Source organism: Sphingobium fuliginis (assembly GCF_015074805.1).
Lineage (GTDB): Bacteria > Pseudomonadota > Alphaproteobacteria > Sphingomonadales > Sphingomonadaceae > Sphingobium > Sphingobium fuliginis.
Window position 1 is genome coordinate 981,760 of sequence record NZ_CP060036.1, and the last position, 20,498, is coordinate 1,002,257.

The 20,498-nt window shown below is 66.8% G+C and carries 15 protein-coding genes and 1 pseudogene; 11 read left to right on the top strand and 5 right to left on the bottom strand.

What is annotated here, in order from left to right; translation table 11 throughout:
- Positions 1 to 6: 6 nt before the first annotated feature.
- The 3 genes and pseudogenes from H5V43_RS20470 to H5V43_RS23870 form a co-directional block, all read right to left on the bottom strand.
- Complete coding sequence (locus H5V43_RS20470) at positions 7 to 2,517, bottom strand: TonB-dependent receptor plug domain-containing protein (RefSeq protein WP_025547984.1); 2,511 nt, start codon at positions 2,515 to 2,517, stop codon at positions 7 to 9.
- Between the two features lie 31 nt (positions 2,518 to 2,548).
- Entirely contained in the window at positions 2,549 to 3,562 is a 1,014-nt protein-coding gene (locus tag H5V43_RS20475) for an ABC transporter substrate-binding protein (RefSeq protein WP_044661084.1), read from the bottom strand.
- 50 nt (positions 3,563 to 3,612) lie between these two features.
- Positions 3,613 to 4,601 (bottom strand): annotated as a pseudogene (locus H5V43_RS23870) (TauD/TfdA dioxygenase family protein).
- A gap of 196 nt (positions 4,602 to 4,797) precedes the next feature.
- Between H5V43_RS23870 and H5V43_RS20485 the strand changes: the two are divergent.
- The 8 genes from H5V43_RS20485 to H5V43_RS20520 all read left to right on the top strand — a co-directional run bounded on the left by H5V43_RS20485 (position 4,798) and on the right by H5V43_RS20520 (position 15,086).
- Positions 4,798 to 5,367, top strand: coding sequence for a 3'-5' exonuclease (locus H5V43_RS20485; protein WP_025547992.1), 570 nt, complete (start codon positions 4,798 to 4,800; stop codon positions 5,365 to 5,367).
- Positions 5,368 to 5,447: 80 nt separating this feature from the next.
- Complete coding sequence (locus H5V43_RS20490; RefSeq protein WP_048576877.1) at positions 5,448 to 6,785, top strand: LLM class flavin-dependent oxidoreductase; 1,338 nt, start codon at positions 5,448 to 5,450, stop codon at positions 6,783 to 6,785.
- Positions 6,786 to 7,044: 259 nt separating this feature from the next.
- Positions 7,045 to 9,618, top strand: coding sequence for a TonB-dependent receptor plug domain-containing protein (locus H5V43_RS20495; RefSeq protein ID WP_025547994.1), 2,574 nt, complete (start codon positions 7,045 to 7,047; stop codon positions 9,616 to 9,618).
- 4 nt (positions 9,619 to 9,622) lie between these two features.
- Complete coding sequence (locus H5V43_RS20500; RefSeq protein ID WP_025547996.1) at positions 9,623 to 11,140, top strand: flavin monoamine oxidase family protein; 1,518 nt, start codon at positions 9,623 to 9,625, stop codon at positions 11,138 to 11,140.
- 17 nt (positions 11,141 to 11,157) lie between these two features.
- Positions 11,158 to 11,664: a RidA family protein gene (locus H5V43_RS20505; protein ID WP_025547998.1), complete on the top strand. Its 507-nt coding sequence runs from the start codon at positions 11,158 to 11,160 to the stop codon at positions 11,662 to 11,664.
- 100 nt (positions 11,665 to 11,764) lie between these two features.
- Complete coding sequence (locus H5V43_RS20510; protein WP_025548000.1) at positions 11,765 to 13,108, top strand: LLM class flavin-dependent oxidoreductase; 1,344 nt, start codon at positions 11,765 to 11,767, stop codon at positions 13,106 to 13,108.
- A complete protein-coding gene (locus H5V43_RS20515; RefSeq protein WP_025548001.1) occupies positions 13,105 to 14,697 on the top strand; it encodes an FAD-dependent oxidoreductase in 1,593 nt (530 codons plus the stop codon). Before H5V43_RS20510 ends, H5V43_RS20515 begins: the two co-directional genes overlap by 4 nt.
- Entirely contained in the window at positions 14,694 to 15,086 is a 393-nt protein-coding gene (locus H5V43_RS20520; RefSeq protein ID WP_044661080.1) for a 4Fe-4S dicluster domain-containing protein, read from the top strand. Before H5V43_RS20515 ends, H5V43_RS20520 begins: the two co-directional genes overlap by 4 nt.
- 137 nt (positions 15,087 to 15,223) lie before the next feature.
- Here H5V43_RS20520 and H5V43_RS20525 read toward each other — a convergent pair whose 3' ends face one another.
- A complete protein-coding gene (locus H5V43_RS20525; RefSeq protein ID WP_025548003.1) occupies positions 15,224 to 15,886 on the bottom strand; it encodes a peroxiredoxin-like family protein in 663 nt (220 codons plus the stop codon).
- Between the two features lie 244 nt (positions 15,887 to 16,130).
- Positions 16,131 to 17,642, bottom strand: coding sequence for a PAS domain-containing protein (locus H5V43_RS20530; protein ID WP_172668310.1), 1,512 nt, complete (start codon positions 17,640 to 17,642; stop codon positions 16,131 to 16,133).
- Positions 17,643 to 17,777: 135 nt separating this feature from the next.
- Here H5V43_RS20530 and H5V43_RS20535 point away from each other — a divergent pair, with 135 nt between their 5' ends.
- The 3 genes from H5V43_RS20535 to H5V43_RS20545 all read left to right on the top strand — a co-directional run bounded on the left by H5V43_RS20535 (position 17,778) and on the right by H5V43_RS20545 (position 20,405).
- Entirely contained in the window at positions 17,778 to 18,953 is a 1,176-nt protein-coding gene (locus H5V43_RS20535) for a zinc-dependent alcohol dehydrogenase (protein WP_025548007.1), read from the top strand.
- Between the two features lie 11 nt (positions 18,954 to 18,964).
- Positions 18,965 to 19,555, top strand: a complete 591-nt coding sequence (locus tag H5V43_RS20540; RefSeq protein WP_025548008.1) for a hypothetical protein — start codon at positions 18,965 to 18,967, stop codon at positions 19,553 to 19,555.
- A gap of 103 nt (positions 19,556 to 19,658) precedes the next feature.
- On the top strand, positions 19,659 to 20,405 hold the full coding sequence (locus H5V43_RS20545; RefSeq protein ID WP_025548010.1) for a type 1 glutamine amidotransferase domain-containing protein: 747 nt from the start codon (positions 19,659 to 19,661) through the stop codon (positions 20,403 to 20,405).
- The last annotated feature ends 93 nt before the right edge of the window (positions 20,406 to 20,498 follow it).

The window sequence follows — 20,498 nt, forward strand, 5'->3', positions numbered from 1 at the left end:
CGGCGGTCAGAAGCGCGCCGAAACGCGCCCATAATAAAAGCCGCCGCTCAGCCCGAACGGCGCGAAATTGCCGTAGGCGCCCGATCCGTCATAGGCGATCACGCCATGGCGGTCGGGATAGACGTCGAACAGATTGTTCGCGCCGACCGACAGCGTCAGCCGATCGCTGATGTCATAGCCGACATCGAGGTCCGCGATCCATTTCGCGCCGAAGCGCCGGTCGCCGGTCGCGACATTGCTCGATTCCACATAGCGGCCGAAGCGGGTCAGCCGCGCCAGCGCATGCAGGCGGCCCAGCGACCAGTCGTTCGTCAGCACCAGCTTCGTGCGCGGGGTCGCGGCGACGAGGTCGCGCTGCGCCTGGCGCCCGAACAGGGTGACGTTGAGCGAGGCGAGTTCCGGCGGCGTGTCGACGACATGGGTGATTTTCGTGCGGTTATAGCTATAGGCCGCGTTCAGGCGGAAACTGCCGAGCGCGCCGGTGCGCAGCGTATATTCCGTCACGACGTCGATGCCGCGCGTGCGGGTGTCGATGGCGTTGGCGAAGAATTGGGCGCTGTCGACATCGTCGATGCCGTTGGCGACCAGGATGGCGCGGATGGCCGCCCCTCCATTGGCCGCCGTGCCGAGGAATTCGGTCTTGACGATGCGGTCGTCCACCGCGATCTGATAGGCGTCGACGGTGAGGCGGAACGGGCCGCGCTCAAAGGACAGGCCGGCCGTATAGTTGAGCGACTTTTCCGGCTTGAGCGGGGTGGCGCCCAGCGCCTGCGCGGCGATGCTGCCGACCGGCAGGAATTTCGATGTGGTGCTGACCCGGTTATTGCCGATGATCGTCGCCGTGTTCTGCGTGGTCGAAAAGCCGCCCTGCGCCAGCGAGGGAGCGCGGAAGCCGGTGTTGACGCCGCCACGGACGGCAAGGCCGGGCGCGAATTCGTAACGGGTCGAGAATTTGCCCGACACCGTGTCGCCCGCGCTGTCGTCATAATGTTCGAAGCGCCCGGCGACGCCGACGAACCAGCCGGGCGTCAGGTCGGTCGACAGGTCGACATAGGCGGCGATGTTGTTGCGGCTGAGCGTCGCCTCGTCCGCCGGAGAGGTTCCGGTGAAGGAAACCAGTCCCGGCGATGGCGACCGCCCGCCATAGGCGTTGCCGAAGGGCGTTCCGTCGGCGGGGATCACATAGCCGCCGTCGCGATAGCTGTCCGGCTCCCCCGCGCGGTTGCGGAACTTCTCCCAGCGATGCTCGAACCCGATGGCCACGTCGAGCGGACGGGCCGTGCCGATGTCGTAGCCGCGGGTGAATTCCAGATTGTTGACCCAGAGGTCCTGTATCTGCTTGCCCATGAAGAAGCTTGTCGGGCTGGACGGGCCGAGCGAAGGGTTGAGGGTGCCTTCGGCGCCCAGCTTCACATGGTCGCGCCCATAGCTGGTGGAGAGGTCGAACGACCAGCCTGCCGTCAGATCGCCGCGCAGGCCGATGGCGGATTGCCAGTCCCATTCCTTGATGCGCCGGCGCGCCTGGAAGCCGGAGGGATAGAGGCCGGGAAGGGATGTCTGGCCCTGCACATTCGCCTGCCCGCCATAGCCGGTGGTCGCCGGGAAGATCGCGCCGCGCTTGTCATCGATGTCGCGATAGCTGAGGGTGGAAAAGCTGTAGGCGGTCAGCGCGCCGAGGGGCAGTTCGGCATTGACCGATCCGTTGACGATCTTGTCCCGGTTGGACCGGCCATAGCCGCCCGCGATCAGATGATCGGCATGGGTTTCGCGCGGGTCCGGGGCGCCGTTCACGAAAGGATAGACATAGGGCACGGGTTCGGCGGAGCTGTCGGCGCGGTCGTGATACTTCCCCTCCACGGCGATGCGGACGAAGCCGTCGCCGCTGATGCGGGTGCCGTAGCTTAGCCCCTGCTGCACCAGTGCGCCGCCCTTTTCGTAAAGCTGCCCGGCGGTGGCTGAGAAGGAGCCGCCCTCCGGCGCGTCGTCCAGCAGGATGTTGATGACGCCGGAAATCGCGTCCGACCCATATTGGGCGGCGGCGCCGTCGCGCAGCACCTCGATCCGGCCCACGGCGTTGGTGGGGATGAGGTCGATGTCGACCGGGGTGGAACCGCCCGATATGCGCGAAAGGTTATTGATGAGCGCGGTCGTGTGCCGCCGCTTTCCATTGACCAGCACCAGCAGATAATCGCCCGATAGGCCCCGGATGGAGATGGGGCGCACGCTGGCCGAGGTGCCGCCGCCGCCCAGCGCCGGCATGGTGAGGGAGGGGATGATGTTGCCCAGCACTTCCTTGAGGCCCGTGCGGCCGGTGGCCTGCAATTCCTGGGGACTGATGACATCGATGGGCACGGGGCTGTCCGCCACCGTCCGTCCCCCGCCCCGGCGCGTGCCGGTGACGACGATGGCCGATCCGGCGGCTTCCGCATCGTCGGCGGCGGCAAGCTCCTGCGCGGCGGCGAAGGATGGAAGGACGGCGCCGGAAAGTGCGGCGCCGGCGAGAAGCAGGCTTTTCATCGGAGATCCTTCGAAATGAAAAAAGAGGGCGTCAGTCCCGCCGGGCCAGGGTCGTGGCGTTGAAGGACGGGTCATAGGCGCCGCGAATGTCGGGCAGCGCGGGGATGATGCCGGCGCGGCGGTAACGGGCAAAGATTTCGGCCTGTTCGCGAACCAGAGCATCGTTTATCGGTTCCGCCGTGCCGATATAGGCGGTGATGGAGAAGCGGGCGACCTTGAAGGGCAGGCCGGTCTCCTGCGCCAGCGTCCGGGCGAAGGCGTCGGGATGCGCCGCCGCCCAGCGCCGCGCCCGGCTCAGCCGCGCCAGGAAATCGGCCAGTATCGGCCGCTTGCCGTGGATCGCGGACTCCGATGCCGCAAAGAAACCCGTCTGGGCGGGAAAGCCGCTGGCATCGGCCAGCACCCGGTCGCCATTTTCCATGACCGCGATGCCGACATAGCTGCCCCAGGTCGACCAGGCGTCGATCGCGCCGCTTTCCAGCGCCGCTTTGGCCGCGCCGTTGTCGAGATAGGTCCAGCGGACATCGGACGACGCAAGGCCCGCTTGTTCGATCAGGCGGAGCGCCAGATCCTGCCCGGCCGAACCGCGCACGGTGGCAAGCTTGCGCCCCTTGAGCTGCGCCACGGACCGGACCGGCGAGTCCTTCGGCACGACGATGGCGGAGGCGCGGCCAACGCCGGGGCCCTGCGGACGATAGGCGAAGACCGCCTTGATCTTCGCGCCGCCGGCATAGGCGAAGGCGAAGGGCGGAGCGCCGACGCCCCCCACATCGATCGCGCCCGCCGCCAGCGCCTCCAGCAAGGGAGAGGCTGCCGGAAACTGCGCCCATTCGATCCGGTAGGGCAGATCGTCCAGTTCGCCGGCGGCGCGCATCAACGCCTGCGCGCCGCCGCGCTGATCCCCGATCTTCAGGACGGGGCGGCCCGGATCGCCCCCGCCATGCGGGCGGAGCGAGGCGAAGCCGATGGCGGCGAGCGCGATCAGGGCGAAGAGGACGATCCAGGGAAGAAGAACCCTGCGCCGGGAGAGGATGGTGCGCGTCATGGCGTCTCCGGGACCGGCGGCGGCGGCAGCCGCAACCGGCCCGCCAAGGATCAGAGGTTCGCGTAGAGCGGTTCGTCCGCGATCAGGATGCGTTCCAGCACGCGCGGGAAATCGCCATAGTTGCGCACGGCATAGTGAACCGCCGCCCGATTGTCCCAGAAGGCGACCGAGTTGGGACGCCAGGAAAAGCGGACCTGATATTCGGGCCGCTTATATTGCCGGACGATCTCCTCCAGCAATTCGCGGCTCTCCGCCAGTTCCACGCCCAATATCTGCGGCCGCTGGGTATAGTTGACCCAGAGGATCTTCTGCCCGGTTTCGCGATGGGTGCGCACGACGGGATGCGCGACGATGGGATAGTCGTGCCCGGCGCCGACCAGAGCTTCCCGGAAGTCATGGGTGACGTGCAGCCCCTCCAGCCGCGCCTTGACGTCGTCCGACAGCCCTTCATAGGCGAGATGCGCGTCGACCCAGATGGTGTCCCGCCGACATCGGGGAGGGTGACGGCGCGCAGCACGGCGCCCCAGGTCGGCACCAGCCGCCAGCTCGTGTCGCTGTGATAGGCGTCGCCCGGCCTTACGTCCCGATGGATGCGCTTTTCATATCGGGCCGCGTCGGCCGCCGCGATCTTGTGGATGGGCGCGATCCTGGAATCGGCGGTGGTGCTGGGATGGGTGTAGAGCGGGCCGAAGGCCGCGGCGAAGGCGGCATGCTGTTCATTGGTCAGCGGCTGGTCGCGGAAGAACACGACCTTGTAGCGCAACAGGGCGGCGCGGATCGCGTCGCGCTGTCCGGGGGAAAGCGGCCTGCTGAGATCGACGCCGTCGATTTCGGCGCCGATGGTCGGTTGCAGGGGGCGGATGCCGATGATCCCATCGGCGCGGTCCAGAATATCTGCTGCTGCGGAGGACATATCATCACCTTTCAAGGTCGCCGGACGATTTCCGTGCAGGACCATTGCTAAGGGATGGATGCGCCATCGGGTTATGATGATTGGTCGGCATGCTTTGAATATCCGAATATTATTGGCAATACTCATCCATGTGGAAATACGGGTCCTTCAATATCATTGCCTTGGCGCAACAATTCATCGGCCCTCCTATTCCAATCATTCATGGTTCTTCGGGCAGAGAAAATAACTGTTCGCCGTCCGAAGCCTGTAGATCGGAACGGAAGGAGCGTCGCCACATCCGGTCGGGATCGTGGCAATTGCCGGAATAACGGAGATCGCGCCGATGGATTATGTGACGATCGATTTCGAAGCGAGCTGCCTTCCCCGTCATGGCCGGTCCTTTCCCATCGAGGTCGGAATAGCCGATGCGAAAGGCGCCCGGTCCTGGCTGATCCGTCCCCTGACCGACTGGCGCGCATGGGACTGGACGCGGGAAGCGCTGGACCTGCACGGCATAAGCCCGGAGCAGCTGGAGCAGGAGGGCATGCCGGCCGATCGGGTCTTCGCCGAACTCGACCGGGCGGTCGGCGGACGGCGCCTTGTCGCGGACAGCGGCATCGACGCCTATTGGTGGGATATGCTGGCGAAGGCCGCCGGCCGGGAAAGCGCCCGTCCGATCGAGCATGTCTCCGCCGTGCTCGACGCGCTGGCGGTGACGAGCGAGGACATATTCGCGGCGCAGCGGCATGCGGACCGGCTTTGCCCGGCCCGCCATCGCGCGGCGAACGATGCGCTGTGGCTGTGGACAGTGTTGGCGAAGCTGGAACCGCGCGCCGGGGAGTTGCCGCATCCGGCATATTTGCCGTCGCTGCCCAATTACGAGCCGCGCTCAATGGTTTTGCAGAATCGATAAATGGGCGACCATTATGCGTTGGTCGGCCGATGGGCGGAATAATAGACCGGTCCGCGCCAATCATTGAGCGAGAACCGATCATGTCCCAGCACCGTCATATCAAGCTCGGCTTCATCCTGCACGGCGTCGGCCGCACCTGGAACGACTGGCGGCACCCGGGCCGCGACGTCAATGCCAGCACCAGCCTGGCCTTTTACCAGAAGCAGGCGGCCACCGCCGAACGCGGCAAGTTCGATTTCCTCTTCGTCGCGGACAGCCTGTCGATCACGGAGAAGTCCAGTCCGCATTATCTCAACCGCTTCGAGCCGATCACCATCCTGTCCGCGCTGGCGGCGACCACATCCCGCATCGGGCTGGTGGGGACGCTGACGGTCAGCTATTCCGAGCCGTTCAACGTCGCGCGCCAGTTCGCCTCGCTCGACCATCTGAGCGGCGGCCGGGCGGGATGGAACATCGTGACGTCCTGGCTGGGCGATACCGCCGCCAATTTCAGCAAGACCGAGCATCCGCCCCATGCCGTGCGCTACCGCATCGCCGGGGAATATCTGGACGTGGTCCAGGGCCTGTGGGACAGCTGGGAGGAGGACGCCCATGTCGCGGACAAGGAAAGCGGCCAGTTCGTCGATCCGGAGCGGCTCCACCGGCTGGACCACAAGGGCGAGTTCTTCCAGGTGCGCGGGCCGCTCAACATCAAGCGGACGCCGCAGGGCCAGCCGGTCATCTTCCAGGCGGGCGCTTCGGACGACGGGCGCAATTTCGCGGCGAAGCGGGCGGAGGTCATCTTCACCCATGCCGAGGACGAGGAGGCGGGCCGGGCCTATTATGCCGATGTGAAGGCGCGGGCCAAGGGTTTCGGCCGCGATCCGCACCAACTGTTCATCCTGCCGGGAATCGCCCCGATCGTCGGAGAGACGGACGAGGATGCGGAGGCGCGTTATCGCGAACTGGCGTCGCTGGAATCGATCGATACCGGCCTTGGCTTCCTGTCGCGGACCTTCAACGACCATGATTTCCGCCAATATGATCTGGACGCGCCCTTCCCGGACGTCGAGCATATCGGCATCAATAGCCAGCAGAGCGCGACGTTGCGGATATTGGCATTGGTGCGCGCCGAAAAGCTGACCCTGCGGCAAGTGGCCGAAAGGCTGGCGACGCCGCGCGGCGCCTTCGTCGGGTCGCCCGAGACCGTTGCCGACCGGTTGCAGCAATGGTTCGAAAGCGGCGCCGCCGACGGCTTCGTCGTGTTCGAGCCGCTGCCCGGACAGCTCGACCTGTTCGTCGACAGGGTGATCCCGATCCTGCAGGCGCGCGGGCTGTTCCGCACCGAATATGAAGGCACCACCTTCCGCGAACATCTGGGCCTTGCCCAGCCGGACAATCGCTACAGCAGCAAAGCGGCCGAAAAGAGCGCCGCCTGATCGCCCGCGGGCCGACCGCAGGCCGGGCTTTGACGGAGGGGAGCGGCAAGGTCGCTCCCCCTTGCCGCCGGTCGGATCGCGAACCGGAACGGGATCGATCGTCCGGAAATCGCCCTATATTCCGCACCGTTCCATCTATGACGAAAACTCGATTGCCTCAATAATCTACCGATATAGTAGATAATTCAGCGCAGGGACGGGGCCGAAGCCATGTCCCGCCCGCGCGGATCATGCGACAAATCATAAGCAGGGGGACTTCATGCATTCGGTGAAAATCTGGGCCGGGGCCGGCGTGGCCCTGGCGGCGGTGGCGCTTGCCCAAGGCGCGCAGGCGCAGCCCGCCGACAATGCGGCGGCGGCGGCCGCGAGTGAACGCGACGCGATCATCGTCACGGGTACGCGCCGGACGGATCGCACGGTCAGCGAATCCGCCGTGCCGGTGGACGTCTTCAGCGCCGGCGACCTGGCATCGCAGGCGACCAGCGACATCAAGGCCGCGATCAAGAATCTGGTTCCCTCCTTCAACCTTCAGCGCAATGCGCTGTTCGACGGATCGGCCTTCGTCCGGCCGCCGACGTTGCGCGGCCTGCCGCCGGACGAGACGCTGGTGCTGATCAACGGCAAGCGCGTCCACCGTTCCGCGCTGGTGCAGGTGAGCGGCGGGTCGCTCGCCGCCGGGTCGCAGAGCGCCGACCTGTCGCAGATTCCCGGCGCGGCGGTCCAGAGGGTCGAGGTGTTGCGCGACGGCGCCGCCGCCCAATATGGATCGGACGCGATTGCCGGCGTCATCAACTTCGCGCTCAAGAGCAATGCGGAAGGGCTGAGCCTCAACGCACGCTATGGCGAATATTATGAGGGCGACGGGCGCGACATCCAGTTGTCGGGCAATTGGGGATTGAAGCTGGGCAATGAAGGCGGCTTCATCAACCTGACCGGCGAATATATCAACGCCCATGACACCAATCGCGCCGTACAGCGTCCGGACGCGGTGGTTCTGGAAACGCTGGGCTATGACGTCAAGCAGCCGGTGACGAGGTTCGGCAGTCCCGACACCGAAGCCTATCGCTTCTTCGTCAACGCAGAACTGCCGCTGGGCGACGACGCGCTCTATTTCTTCGGCAATTACGGCTATTCGGATCAGGTCATCGACTTCAACTATCGGCGTCCGATCGCCGTGACGACGACAGGGCCGGCCGGCAGCCCCTTCACCTTCGGCAAGTCGATTTCGCTCTATTATCTCGACCGCAATGCGGATGGGACATGGAATGCCGATGGGCGGACCTGGAATGACGCCAATATCTTTCCCAATGGCTTCACGCCGCGGTTCCGCAGCACCAATACGGACATTTCCGCTGTCGGCGGCTATAAGGGCGAAATCGGCGGACTGCATTATGACGCCAGCATCGGTTACGGCCAGAACCGGATCAAATATTATATCAGCGACACGTTCAACCCGTCGCTGGGGCCGGATTCACCGACCGACTTCTATGACGGGTCGCTGGAGCAGCGCGAGCTGAACGCCAATCTGGACCTTAGCTATCCGCTGGAGATCGGCCTTGCCAGCCCACTCAACATTGCGGGCGGCTTCGAATATCGGCGCGAGAGCTTCCTGATCGGCGCGGGCGACGCGGCGTCCTATACGCAGGGCATCTATGCGTCCCAGACGGTGCGGCGCGCCGACGGTTCGACCTTCCTCGTCACGCATCCGGTCGGCTCCAACGGCTTTCCCGGCTATGGCCCGACATCGATCGTCGACCGGTCGCGCGCCAGCCAGGCGGCCTATCTGGACCTGGAGGTGGACGTGACGCCGCGCTTCACCCTGGGCGGGGCGGTGCGTTACGAACATTATGACGACTTTGGCGGCACCACCAATGTGAAGGCGACGGCGCGTTATGCGTTCAGCGACGCCATCGCGTTGCGCGGGGCGGCCAGCACCGGCTTCCGCGCGCCCACGCCGGGGCAGCTTTACCTGCGCAACCTTCAGACCTCCTTCATCGGTACCAATCCGGTGCCGGTGCAGATCGCCACATTGTCGCCCGAAGACGCCGCCGCCAGATATTATGGCGCGACCGCATTGAAGCCCGAGGAGTCGGTCAATTTCAGCGGCGGTCTTGTCCTGACGCCCACACCGTCCTTCACCATCACGGCGGACTATTATAATATCAAGGTGACGAACCGCATCGGACTGACCAGTCGGGTTTCGGTGACGGATGCGGATCGGGTGCAACTGGCCGCGCTGGGCGTGGTCGATCCCAATTCGCTGGGCGCGGTCCAATATTTCACCAATGGTTTCGGCACCCGGACCCAGGGCGTGGACTTTGTAGCGAATTATCGGGCGAATACGGGCTGGGGCAAGTTGGGATCGTCGCTGGCGGTCAATTACAACCGTACGAAGCTCAGCTATCGCCGGACCATCACCTTGCCGGGCGGACGGTCCCTGCAACTGATCGACGACGAGCGCAAGCGCGACATCGAGACGCTGCTGCCCCGCTGGCGCGGCGTGTTCACCCAGACGGCGGAGGCAGGACCGGTCGATGTCGTCGCCCGCGCCAATTATTTCGGCAAGTTCACCAATAACCAGCTTGCCTCCAATGGCGGGAACAAGACTTTCGGCGCGGAAGTCTCCTTCGATCTGGAGGTCGGCGTGAAAGTCGCGGACAAGTTCCGGATCGCCGTGGGCGGGGAGAATATCTTCGACAATTATCCCGACCGCGAGACCCGGCTGCTCTATCCTTCCACCGGCGCTCCGGCGAGCGGGTTCGTCTATCCCGACGCCTCGCCGCTCGGCGTGCTGGGCGGCTTCTGGTATCTCCGTGTCTCGGCGGAGCTTTAAGGGCGTGGCGTCGCTCGACCGGCGCGCCCTGCTCCGGTCGCTGGGCGGCGCCACGCTCGCGGCGGCGCTTCCCGCTCCGGTCGTTGGTGCGACCCGGACGGACGGGGTGGGGAGCGTCGTTATCCTGGGCGCGGGCATCGCCGGGCTGGTCGCCGCAAGGGAACTGGAGCAACGCGGCGTCGACGTCACCGTGCTGGAGGCGCGCGAGCGCGTCGGCGGGCGGGTGTGGACGCTGCGCGGCGGCGACAGCTTTACCGACACAGACGGGACGACGCAGCGGGTCGGCTTTGGCGACGGGCTGTACCTGAATGCGGGCGCGGCGCGGATTCCCAGCCATCATGACGGCGTTCTGGGCCTCTGCAGGGACCTGCATGTGCCGCTGGAGGTGCTGGTGAACAGCAGCCGCAGCGCCTTCATCGCGGATGCGGACGGGCCGCTGCGGCTGCGGCAGGCGGCGAACGACCTGCGCGGGCATCTGTCCGCCCTGCTGGAAAAGGGACTGCGCGCCGGGTCGTTCGACCAGACGATCGATGCGCCGACGCGCAAGGCGCTGGAAAGCTTCCTCACCGGCTATGGCGACCTTGCGGCGGACGGCCATTATGGCGGCAGCGCGCGGTCGGGGCTGGCGCGCCCGCCGGGCGCGTTCGACGAGGTGCAGCAGGCGGTGGCGCCGCGAACGCTCGACCAGTTGCTCGCCAATCCCAATCTGGCGGGCCTGCTGTTCGAGGAAGAGATCTACATGCAGGCGACCATGCTGGCGCCCGTCGGCGGCATGGACCGGATTCCCCGCGCGCTGGCCGCATCGCTGCGCAGGCCCGTCGTCACCGGGGCGGACATAGTGGAGGTCAGGCGGGCCGGCGCGGGCGTCGGCATCGTCTGGCGCGATGCGAAGGGCGGCGCGCAGGTCGTGCGGGCCGACCGCGCCATCATCACCCTGCCCCTGCCGGTGCTGGCGGGCATCAAGGGCGATTTCAGCGCGCCAGTGAAGCGGGCGATAGCCGCCGCTCATTATCAGGATACGGTCAAGGTCGCCTTCCAGAGCCGTCCCTTCTGGGAAGAGCAGCAGGTTTATGGCGGCCTGTCCTTCGTCGGCGGCGAAACCTCCGTCATCTGGTATCCGTCCGACCGTTTCCAGCAGCCGCAGGCGGTCCTGCTCGCCGCCTATATGGCATTGGACGCGGCGAAGAGCTTTGCCGCGCGGCCGATCCCGGAGCAGATCGCGCTGGCCCGCGCCGCAGTCGATCGCATCCATCCCGGCCATGGCGCGGACCTGCAATCCCCGGTCGTCGTCAACTGGCGCAAGACGCCCCATAATCTGGGGCCCTGGCTGGACTGGCATGCGGACGGCAACAGCCTGGACGATTTTCGCCTGCTCAACCAGCCCGATGGCCCTTTCCTGTTCGCGGGCAGCCATTTGTCCCAATATTCGGGCCATTGGCAGGAAGGCGCGGTGCTTTCCGCCCGGCGCGCCGCCGATGCTCTGGTACCGTTACCCGCAAACGTCACCCCCCGTCACGCCTGAAAGAAGGAGTTTCCATCATGTCCCATCCCCTCATCCGTCCCCTCGCCGCGCTGGGCCTGCTGGTCGGCGGCGCCGGCAGCGCCCACGCCGCGTCGGAGGTCGTCCGGCATGGCGCCGAGGGCCCATCGCCCATATTGACCGGCGTGACCGTGCCCGCCGGGGCGGAGACGCTCTATCTGAGCGGGCAGGTGCCGCCCGTGGCCGACAAGGCGGCCGACCCCACGACACCCGCCGCCTATGGCGACACGCGGACGCAGACGGTCGGCATCTTCCGCAAGATCGAGGCGCTGCTGGCGGCACAGGGTTATGGCCTGCAGGACGTGGTCAAGCTGACCGTCTTTCTGGTGGGCGATCCCAAGCTGGGCGGAAAGCAGGATTTCAAGGGATTTTCCGAAGGCTACGCCCAGTTCTTCGGCACGGCGGCGCAGCCCAACAAGGTCGCCCGGTCGACGGTGCAGGTCGCCGCTCTCGCCAATCCGGGCTTTCTGGTCGAGATCGAGGCGGTCGCCGTCAAGGCGAAATAAGCGGTTCCGTTCAGAAGCTTCAAACAGCCTATGAGAAGGCCTCGTTGGTCACTGTCCCACCGCCTGGTCTAGACTTTTCCCATATTCGGAGGATTTGGACATGGCGGACACGGCGCAGCGGCAATTGCATCTTGGCGCGATATTGGAAGGGGTCGGGGCGGATCATGTCAGTTGGCTCGACCCCGAGCTGCCGGGCGACGCCAGCATCGACATCGACTGGTATATCGACAATGCCCGGGCGGCGGAGGCGGCGAAGTTCGACCTGGTCTTCATCGTGGATTCGCCCTTCATCACGCCCGATACCGCGCCGCATTTCCTGAACCGGCTGGAGCCGCTGACCCTGCTGTCGGCGGTGGCGGCGTCGACGTCGCGCATCGGGCTGGTGGGCACGCTCACCACCTCTTACTGGGAGCCCTATAATGTCGCGCGGCAATTCGGGTCGCTCGACCAGATCAGCCGGGGCCGGGCCGGATGGAATGTCGTCACCACCGGGCTGGAGGGCGCCGCCCGCAATTATGGGCGGGAGGAGCATTTCGACCACAAGCTGCGCTATGCCCGCGCCCGCGAATTCGTCGATGTGGTGCAGGGCCTGTGGGACAGTTATGAGGACGACGCCTTCCCCCGCGACCGCGAGGCGGGCATTTTCCTGGACAAGGCCAAGCAGCACCGGCTGGACCACAAGGGCGCGCATTTTTCGGTCGCCGGGCCGCTGGCGCTCAGCCGGTCGCCGCAGGGACAGCCGGTGATCTTCCAGGCGGGGGACAGCAATGAGGGCCGCAACCTGGGCGCGGCCATTGCCGAGGGCACCTTCACCAGCGCGGAGGATTTCGAGACCGGGCGGGCCTATTATGCGGACATCAAGGCGCGGGCGGCGGCGCTGGGGCGCAATCCCGACCTGATCAAGGTGCTGCCCGGACTGGCGCCGATCATCGCAGAGACCGACGAAGAGGCGCAGGCCATCGCCGCGGCCGCGCAGGAAGCGCTCGACGTCGGCAAGCTGCTGGTGCAGATCGGGCGGGCGTTCAACTATCACGACTTTTCCCGCTACGATCTGGACGCGCCCTTTCCCGACCTGAGCGGCGTCACGCTGAACAGCTACAAGGGCCATGCCGAACGGATCATCCGCGTGGCGCGGGAGGAAGGGCTGACGCTGCGCCAGGCGGCCTATCGCTTCGGCCAGTGGCGGACGGACTTCGTGGGATCGCCCGAGACCATAGCGGACGAAATCGAGCGCTGGTTCACCGGGCGCGCCGCCGACGGTTTCCTGCTGCGAGTGACGCGGCCCAAGGATTTCAGGCTGTTCCGGGAGCGGGTCGTGCCGATCCTGCAGGCGCGCGGATTGTTCCGCGACGATTATGCGCACCGCACCTTGCGCGGACATCTGGGCCTGCCGGTTCCGGAAAACCGGCATGCGCGGGAACAGCACGCGATCGCCGCGGAATGACGGAGGAAGGGATCGACCTTCAGGCCGACGTGCTGATCATTGGCGGCGGCATGGCTGCCTGCTGGGCGGCGATCGCCGCGGCGCAGGCGGGCGCCGACGTGCTGCTAGTCGACAAGGGATTCGTCGGCACCAGCGGCGTCACGGCGACGGGCGGCCCCAATCACTGGTGGGTCGCCCCCGAACCCGGCAAGCGCGAAGCCGCCGTCGAGGAACGCCATGCGCGCAGCTTCGGACTGGCCGAGCGGCACTGGATGGCGCGCATCATCGAGGAAAGCTGGATCGCCCTGCCCACGCTCGCCCGCTATTATCCCTTTGGCGGCGACGGCAGGGGCGGCACCTTCTATCCCGGCGTGCGCGGCCCGGAATATATGCGCGCCCTGCGGCGCTACGCGACCGATGCGGGGGTCCGTATCCTCGACCATCATCCGGCGCTGGAACTGCTGGTGCATGACGACGGATCGGTCGCGGGCGCGGCCGGGCATGGGCGCCTGACGGGGCAATCATGGCGGGCCCGGGCGGGCGCCGTGATCATGGCGACGGGCGGATGCGCCTTCCGTTCCGGGCTGATCGGCAGCCATGGCAATACCGGCGACGGGCTGCTGATGGCGGCGGAGGCGGGCGCCGCGCTGTCCGGCATGGAATTTTCCGTTTCCTATTCCCTCTCCCCCGCGTGGAACTCGACACGCACCCTGCCCTATTTCGCCGCGCGCTTCTTCGACCAAGACGGCCGGGAACTGGACATTCCGCCGCCCATAGGCGGGGAAGGCGCGCATCTGAGGGCACTGGCGAGCGCCATGCTGGCCGGGCCGGTCATCGCCGACCTCAGCGATGCGCCGGACGGGTTGAAGCCGATATTGCGGCGCATCCAGCCCGCCTCCCCCACGCCGTTCGAGCGGCGCGGGCTGGATATTTTCCGGGACCGGTTCGAGATCAAGCTGTTCGGGGAAGGCACGGTGCGGGGGACCGGCGGGTTGCAGGTCGTGGACGCGCATTGCCAGACGAGCCTGTCCGGACTCTATGCCGCCGGCGACAGCGCGACCCGGGAACTGGTCGCCGGGGCGACGAGCGGCGGCGGCGCGCAAAATGCCGCCTGGGCGCTGACCTCCGGCCGGATCGCCGGTGCGGCCGCGGCGGCACGGGCGAAGCGCGACGGGCGGCGTCTGGGCGCGGCGGCGCGGGCCGTCGGCCAGGCGGGGTTGCGCCCGGCCGCTTCCCCGCGCCCGGTCGATCTGAAGGCGGTCCTGCCGGTCGTTCAGCATGCCACCATCGGTTATGACGACGCCCTTTGGCGCAGCGCGCCCAAGCTGGCGCGGGCGCGTGACGCGCTGGACGGCGCGTGGCGCTTGCTGGCCGATCATGGCCAGGGCGTGGGGCTGGACAGGGTCGGGCTGCGCGAACATGCCGCGATGATCGCCGCTGCGCGCTGGGTGACCGCGGCCGCCCATAGACGCGACGAGAGCCGGGGCATGCATATGCGTGCGGACCGCCCCGCGACGGACGCCGCGCTTGCCAGCCGCCTGCTGACCGGCGGCACCGACAAGGTCTGGACCCGTTTCGAAACCCCCGCCTTGCAGGAAGCCGCCGCATGATCGCCCATATCTTCGAAGACCGGTGCACCGCCTGCCAGGCATGCGTTTCGGCCTGCCCCACCCATGTGCTGGATGCCGGGCCTGATGGCGCGCCCCGGATCGCGCGGCTGGACCAATGCCAGACCTGTTTCCTGTGCGAGCTTCATTGCGAAGCCGACGCGATCTATGTCGGTCCGGACCAGAGGCAGGCCGAAGCGATCTCGCCAGAGGCGATCCTGGCGTCCGGGCATCTGGGGCGGCTGCGCCACGACCATGGCTGGGACCGGGAGCCGGAGCCGGGCAGCACCGGCCATTTGCATGACTTCTGGCAGCTGGGCCCGCTGCTGCGCGAAGGCGCCGAGATCGCGGCGCGCCGCTATGCCGAACGCCATGCGTCCGACAGGGCGTGAATGACGGACAGGGCGGGGAGCGATGCCGGCGCATGAGCCGGTTCTGCCGCTGTGAAACGATCGATCCATGACGCCTGAGGAGGCGGGCCGTCCCCTCGCCTTCCCCGCATTGGCCATGGGAAAGGCGAGGCGTTCCGTCAGCCGATATGCTGGTCCACATGGTGGAGGACGGTTTCCGCTTCGGGGCGGTCGAGCCAGTCGGGGCTGACCTGCAACCAGCGCAGCACGCGCCCCGCGCCGACGAGCAGGAAAGCGGGCTGGGGCAGTTCCCAACTGCCCGTGCCCGTCACTTCACCGATCCAGCCGGCCGGCGGCGGCGAGGGACGGTGATCGGGCTGGAAACTGATGTTCAGCAGCCGCGCCAGCGCGTTATCCGCGTCGGTTGCGACGAGAAAGGGCAGATCGTGCCGCGTCTTGACCTCCCGCAGCAGCAACGGCGGTTGCGGGCTCAACGCCACGAGCGGAATGCCGCGCTGGCGAAGGCCGGGGAACAGCGCATCGGCATAATAGGGCAAGGCGATATTGCAGGCCGGACAACCGGCATAGCGGAAGAAGAGGAACAGCGCGGCGCCGCCTGAGGTCAGTTCGTCCAGGCCGAGGGTATCGCCCCCCACCTCCACGAAGGACAGAGGCGGCAGCGCGGTGCCCGGCTGGGCCACGGCGGCGGGATCGAAACGGTCCAGCAACTGCTTGCGTTGCCGGGCATTGCCCTCAAGCTGGGCCGGGGGCCAGCTCCTCTCCCGCTCCGCCTGCAAAGCGGCATAGCGAGCCTTGAGCGTTTCGTTGACTGTCGTGGCCATGATGATCTCCTTCGCCGTGCACCTCCCCCATTTTGGCGGCGACCGGCGACCGCCACCAATGAGACTTGCCCGGTCAATCACGAAGAATGATCATAGATCGGTTGTATTCGAGGGCCCCGAGCCGGCGAACGGGCCGGTTTTCGTGAGAATTTCCCGGTGGGGTGGGCCTGTGCCGGCATGGAGATCGAAGCTGGCCATCGCAGACGGGCCCAGGCTCAGGACCCATTACTGGCGGGTTCTGAGCCTAGGTGACGCCCCGCTGTTCGCCGCCCTCGCCGCTCGCCGGCGTGATCCCGGCGGCCAGGGCGAGCTGAAGCAGTTCGGTCAGGCTGTTCGCGTTCAGCCGATTCATCACCTGGGCGCGGTGCAGTTCGACCGTCCGGGGGCTGATGCCGAGCTTCTGGCCGATGATCTTGTTGGTCCCGCCGTCGACCAGGCCGACCAGCACCTCGCGTTCGCGGGGCGTCAGTCGCGCGATGCGGGCGCTGGCGTTTTCGTCCCGCGTTGGCGCCCGCGCCGAAGCCTGGCACTCCGCAATGGCGCCGGCAAGGCTGGCGCGCATCGACGCCTCGTCTCCGGCAAGGATGTAGTCGACGGCGCCCGCCTTCATCGCGGAAACCGCGCACGTCACATCCGCACCCGCCATATCCAGCGCGATGGTGGGTATCGTGATCGCCCGCGCCCTGAGCTCGCGTGGCACGGACAGCCCCTCGTCCCGCCCCTTGCGCAGGTCCAGGAGCACGCAGCCCGGCGAGAGGACGGGCGCCATGTCGAGAAAGGCGGAACCGCTGTCGAACGTCCGTCCGCGATAACCCAGCGCGCGAACCAGCGCGCTCAGCTTGCGGGCCTCGGCCGCCTTGCCGCTCACCACATAGACATGGCGGACATCGTCCTGGGTAAGGTCTTCGGTGATCCCGCCGATCCGGGTCACAGCGCCCGCCTCGTCGAAAATCGGAAAGCTGGTGTCCCGAAGCCAGCGCATGGCGCCATCGCGGGGCCGCACGATCCGGTATTCGAACTGCACGACGTCTCCGGCCTTCACGGCGGCGAGGGCGTGGCCGACCTGCGGGCGATCCTCCGGGTGCACGTCCTTCATCCATTCGGCGAAGTCGCTCGCCGCCTCCTGGCAGGGCACGCCCCAGATCCGCTCATAGGCGGCGCTCCGGTAGATGATCGCGCCGGCGACCGGATCGCCGATCCAGATCAGGTTGCTGCTATGCGCGGCGAAGCTGCGGAATTGCGCCTCGCTCGCGCGGATCGCGGCCTCCGCCCGCCGCTGCGCCGTCACGTCGATCGCGGCGCCGATGAACCCGACCGCGCGCCCGTCGGCGAAGCTGGTGCGGCCGGAGGTGGCGATGCGGCGCGTGATGCCGTCTTCTTTCCCGATCACGCGATATTCGACATTATAGCTGCCGTCGCCACGGGGATCGACGCAGCGCGCGATCGCATCGCGGACCGGCTGGCGATCGTCGGGATGAATGCCGGCTTCGAACAGCGTCATGTCGACCGGCGTATCGGCAGGCAGGCCCCACATCGCCCTTAGCCGCTCGTCCCACTCCAGCGATCCGGTGTCCGGGTTCCACGAGTAGATGCCGATGCCCACCAGTTCTGTCGCCGCCCTCAGACGGGCTTCGCTACTGCGAAGGGCGTCCGCGAACCGCCGCCATTCGCTGGTGTCGCGCGCCGGCCCGTCGTCGTCTGAACAGAGCGCTTCATTGCCTTCCCGGGCGGCCGTTGGTCGTAACTCTTGCACCACGGCGCCGGCTCTCCTCAAACGCTTGCCGCCCAGTCGGCAAAAGCCGCTGACCGGGGAAGGTTCCCTAGGGATCGCCCTTATGGGTTGCGGGCGGGGCGAGCCCCAGATGGGCGCCATCCAACCAAGGAGACCGGCATGAAAGCCCTAGTCTGGCACGGCAAGGAGGACATCCGATATGATACCGTATCCGATCCTTCGATCGAAAACCCCCGCGACGCCATAATCAAGGTTACAAGCTGCGCGATTTGCGGTTCCGACCTTCACCTTTTCCACAATCTGATCCCTGCCATGCTGCCCGGCGACATCATGGGCCATGAGACGATGGGCGAAGTCGTCGAAGTGGGCAGCGCGGCCAAGGATTCGCTCAAGAAAGGCGACCGCGTCGTCATACCCTTCACGATCCAGTGCGGTGAATGCGACCAGTGCCGGCGCGGCAACTTCTCGGTCTGTCAGCGGACGAACCGGAAGGGCGGACTGGGCGACAAGGCCTTCGGCCACAGGACGGCGGGGCTGTTCGGATACACCCACCTGACCGGGGGCTATCCGGGCGGTCAGGCCGAATATCTGCGCGTGCCGTTCGCGGACACCACGCACATCAAGGTGCCCGACGGGATCGAGGACGAGAAGCTCCTCTTCCTTTCCGACATCCTGCCGACGGGATGGCAGGCCGCCGTTCAGGCCGACATCCAGCCGGGCGATACGGTGGCGGTCTGGGGCTGCGGCCCGGTCGGCCAGATGACGATCCGATCGGCCATCCTGCTGGGCGCCGAGCAGGTGATCGGCATCGATCACCTTCCCGAACGCCTGTCCATGGCCGCGGCGGCGGGCGCCATCACCATCAACTTCGAGGAGGAAAGCGTCGTCGAGCGGCTGAACGAGCTTACCGGCGGAGAGGGGCCGCACAAGTGCATCGACGCCGTCGGCACCGAGAGCCATGTCAATCTGGGCCAGCCGGACACGCTGATCGACCGCGCCAAGCAGATGCTGATGGTGGAGAACGACCGGCCGCATGTGCTGCGCGAGATGATCTATGTCTGCCGGCCTGCCGGCGTCATCTCGATCATCGGGGTCTATCTTGGCCTGGTCGACAAGATTCCGATGGGGCAAGCCATGAACAAGGGCCTGACCTTCCGCATGGCGCAGGCGCACGTCCCGCGCTGGACGGGCGATCTCCTCCGCCGGATCGAGGACGGCCAGATCGACCCCTCGTTCGTCATCACCCACAAGGTCGACCTGTCCCAAGGTCCCGAGATGTACGCCACGTTCCGCGACAAGGCGGATGGCTGCATCAAGGTCATGCTCCAACCCTGAAGGAAGCACCCATGCCTCTCACCAATCTCACCGGTATCGCGCGCTCCGACGGGGACCCCCGCGTCGAGCAGAAGGGTCCAAGTTCGATGAGCAGTGCCGACCGGCTGGCGCGCGCGCTCGGCTGGTTCTCCATCGGCCTGGGCATCACCGAACTGGTGGCGCCCGGGCGCATCGCCCGCGCGCTGGGCCTTGACGACAAGGAAGGCCTGATCCGCGCCTATGGCGTGCGCGAACTGGCCAGCGCGATCCCGACGCTGTCGGTGGACAAGCCGCTGGGGCTTGCAGCCCGGATCGGCGGCGACGCGCTCGACCTGGCCACCCTGGCAACCGGCTTGCACCGCGACAATCCCAAGCGCGGCAATGCCGCGATCGCCATCGCCCTGGTGGCGGGAATCACCCTGCTCGACATCATCGCCTATACGGGCGTCAAGGCTGTGCACCGCCGCGACCCACATTCCGGGGAGCGGGACTATTCCGATCGGTCGGGCCTTCCGCGGGGACCGCAGGCCTCACGCGGGCTTGCCCGCGAGGACTTCGACATTCCGCCGGATTATCGGGCGGAGGGCCAGACGGCGGACGCTGTTCCTCACCTGGTCGCCTAGCGTCGCCAATCCCCGGCCCGGCGAAGGCGTTCGCCGGCGACAGCGCCGCCAGCTCCGCCGGACAGCGGAGCCCGGCCGCAATTTGAATGAATGAGGGATGATCATGGATCGAACCGGCAAAATCCTTATCGTCGTGACCAATGTCGACCAATATGATCGAGTGGGGTTCAGGACCGGCCTCTGGCTTGGGGAGCTAACCCATTTCTGGGATGCGGTCGAGGAGCACGGCTTCCAAAGCGAGATTGCGAGCCCGTCGGGCGGCTGGGTCCCGCTCGATCCCCAGGGGCTGATGATGCCCGAAATGGGGCACAACAGCCGCCTTGGCGGCGGCGTCACCCGCCATTATCGTGACAGGCAGTTCATGGACCGCCTCAACCACAGCCTGCCGCTTGGCGAGGTCAGCGTCGCGGACTATGACGCCATCTATCTGGCGGGCGGCCATGGCACGATGTGGGACTTCCGCTCGCCCGAGCTTGGCCGCCTCCTTGCCGAATTCCACGACAGCGGGAAGATCGTATCCGCCGTCTGCCATGGCCCGGTGGGGTTCATGGAGGCAAGGCTGGGCGACGGCCGTTGGCTTGTGCAGGACAGGGACCTGACCGCCTTCTCCTGGGCCGAGGAACAGGCCGACAATCGCGAAGACATCGTGCCGTTCAACCTGGAGGAAGAATTGAAGGCGCGCGGCGCGCGCTACACCAAGGCTGTCTTGCCGTTCGGCAAGCATGTCGTGGAGGACGGGCGGCTGATCACCGGCCAGAACCCGGCGAGCGCGCGCGGCGTCGGCGAAGCGGTCGCCCAGGCCCTGCGGAAGTCCGCGCCACCGGTTCACCGGGATGCCGCCGCCATATAAGGGTCGAGGAGCCGAGAGACCGCGCCGGTAGGAACCGGACTGCCGACCGGGCGCAGATCCCCGGCTGCCCGATTGCGCCTGTTGAGGGTAGGA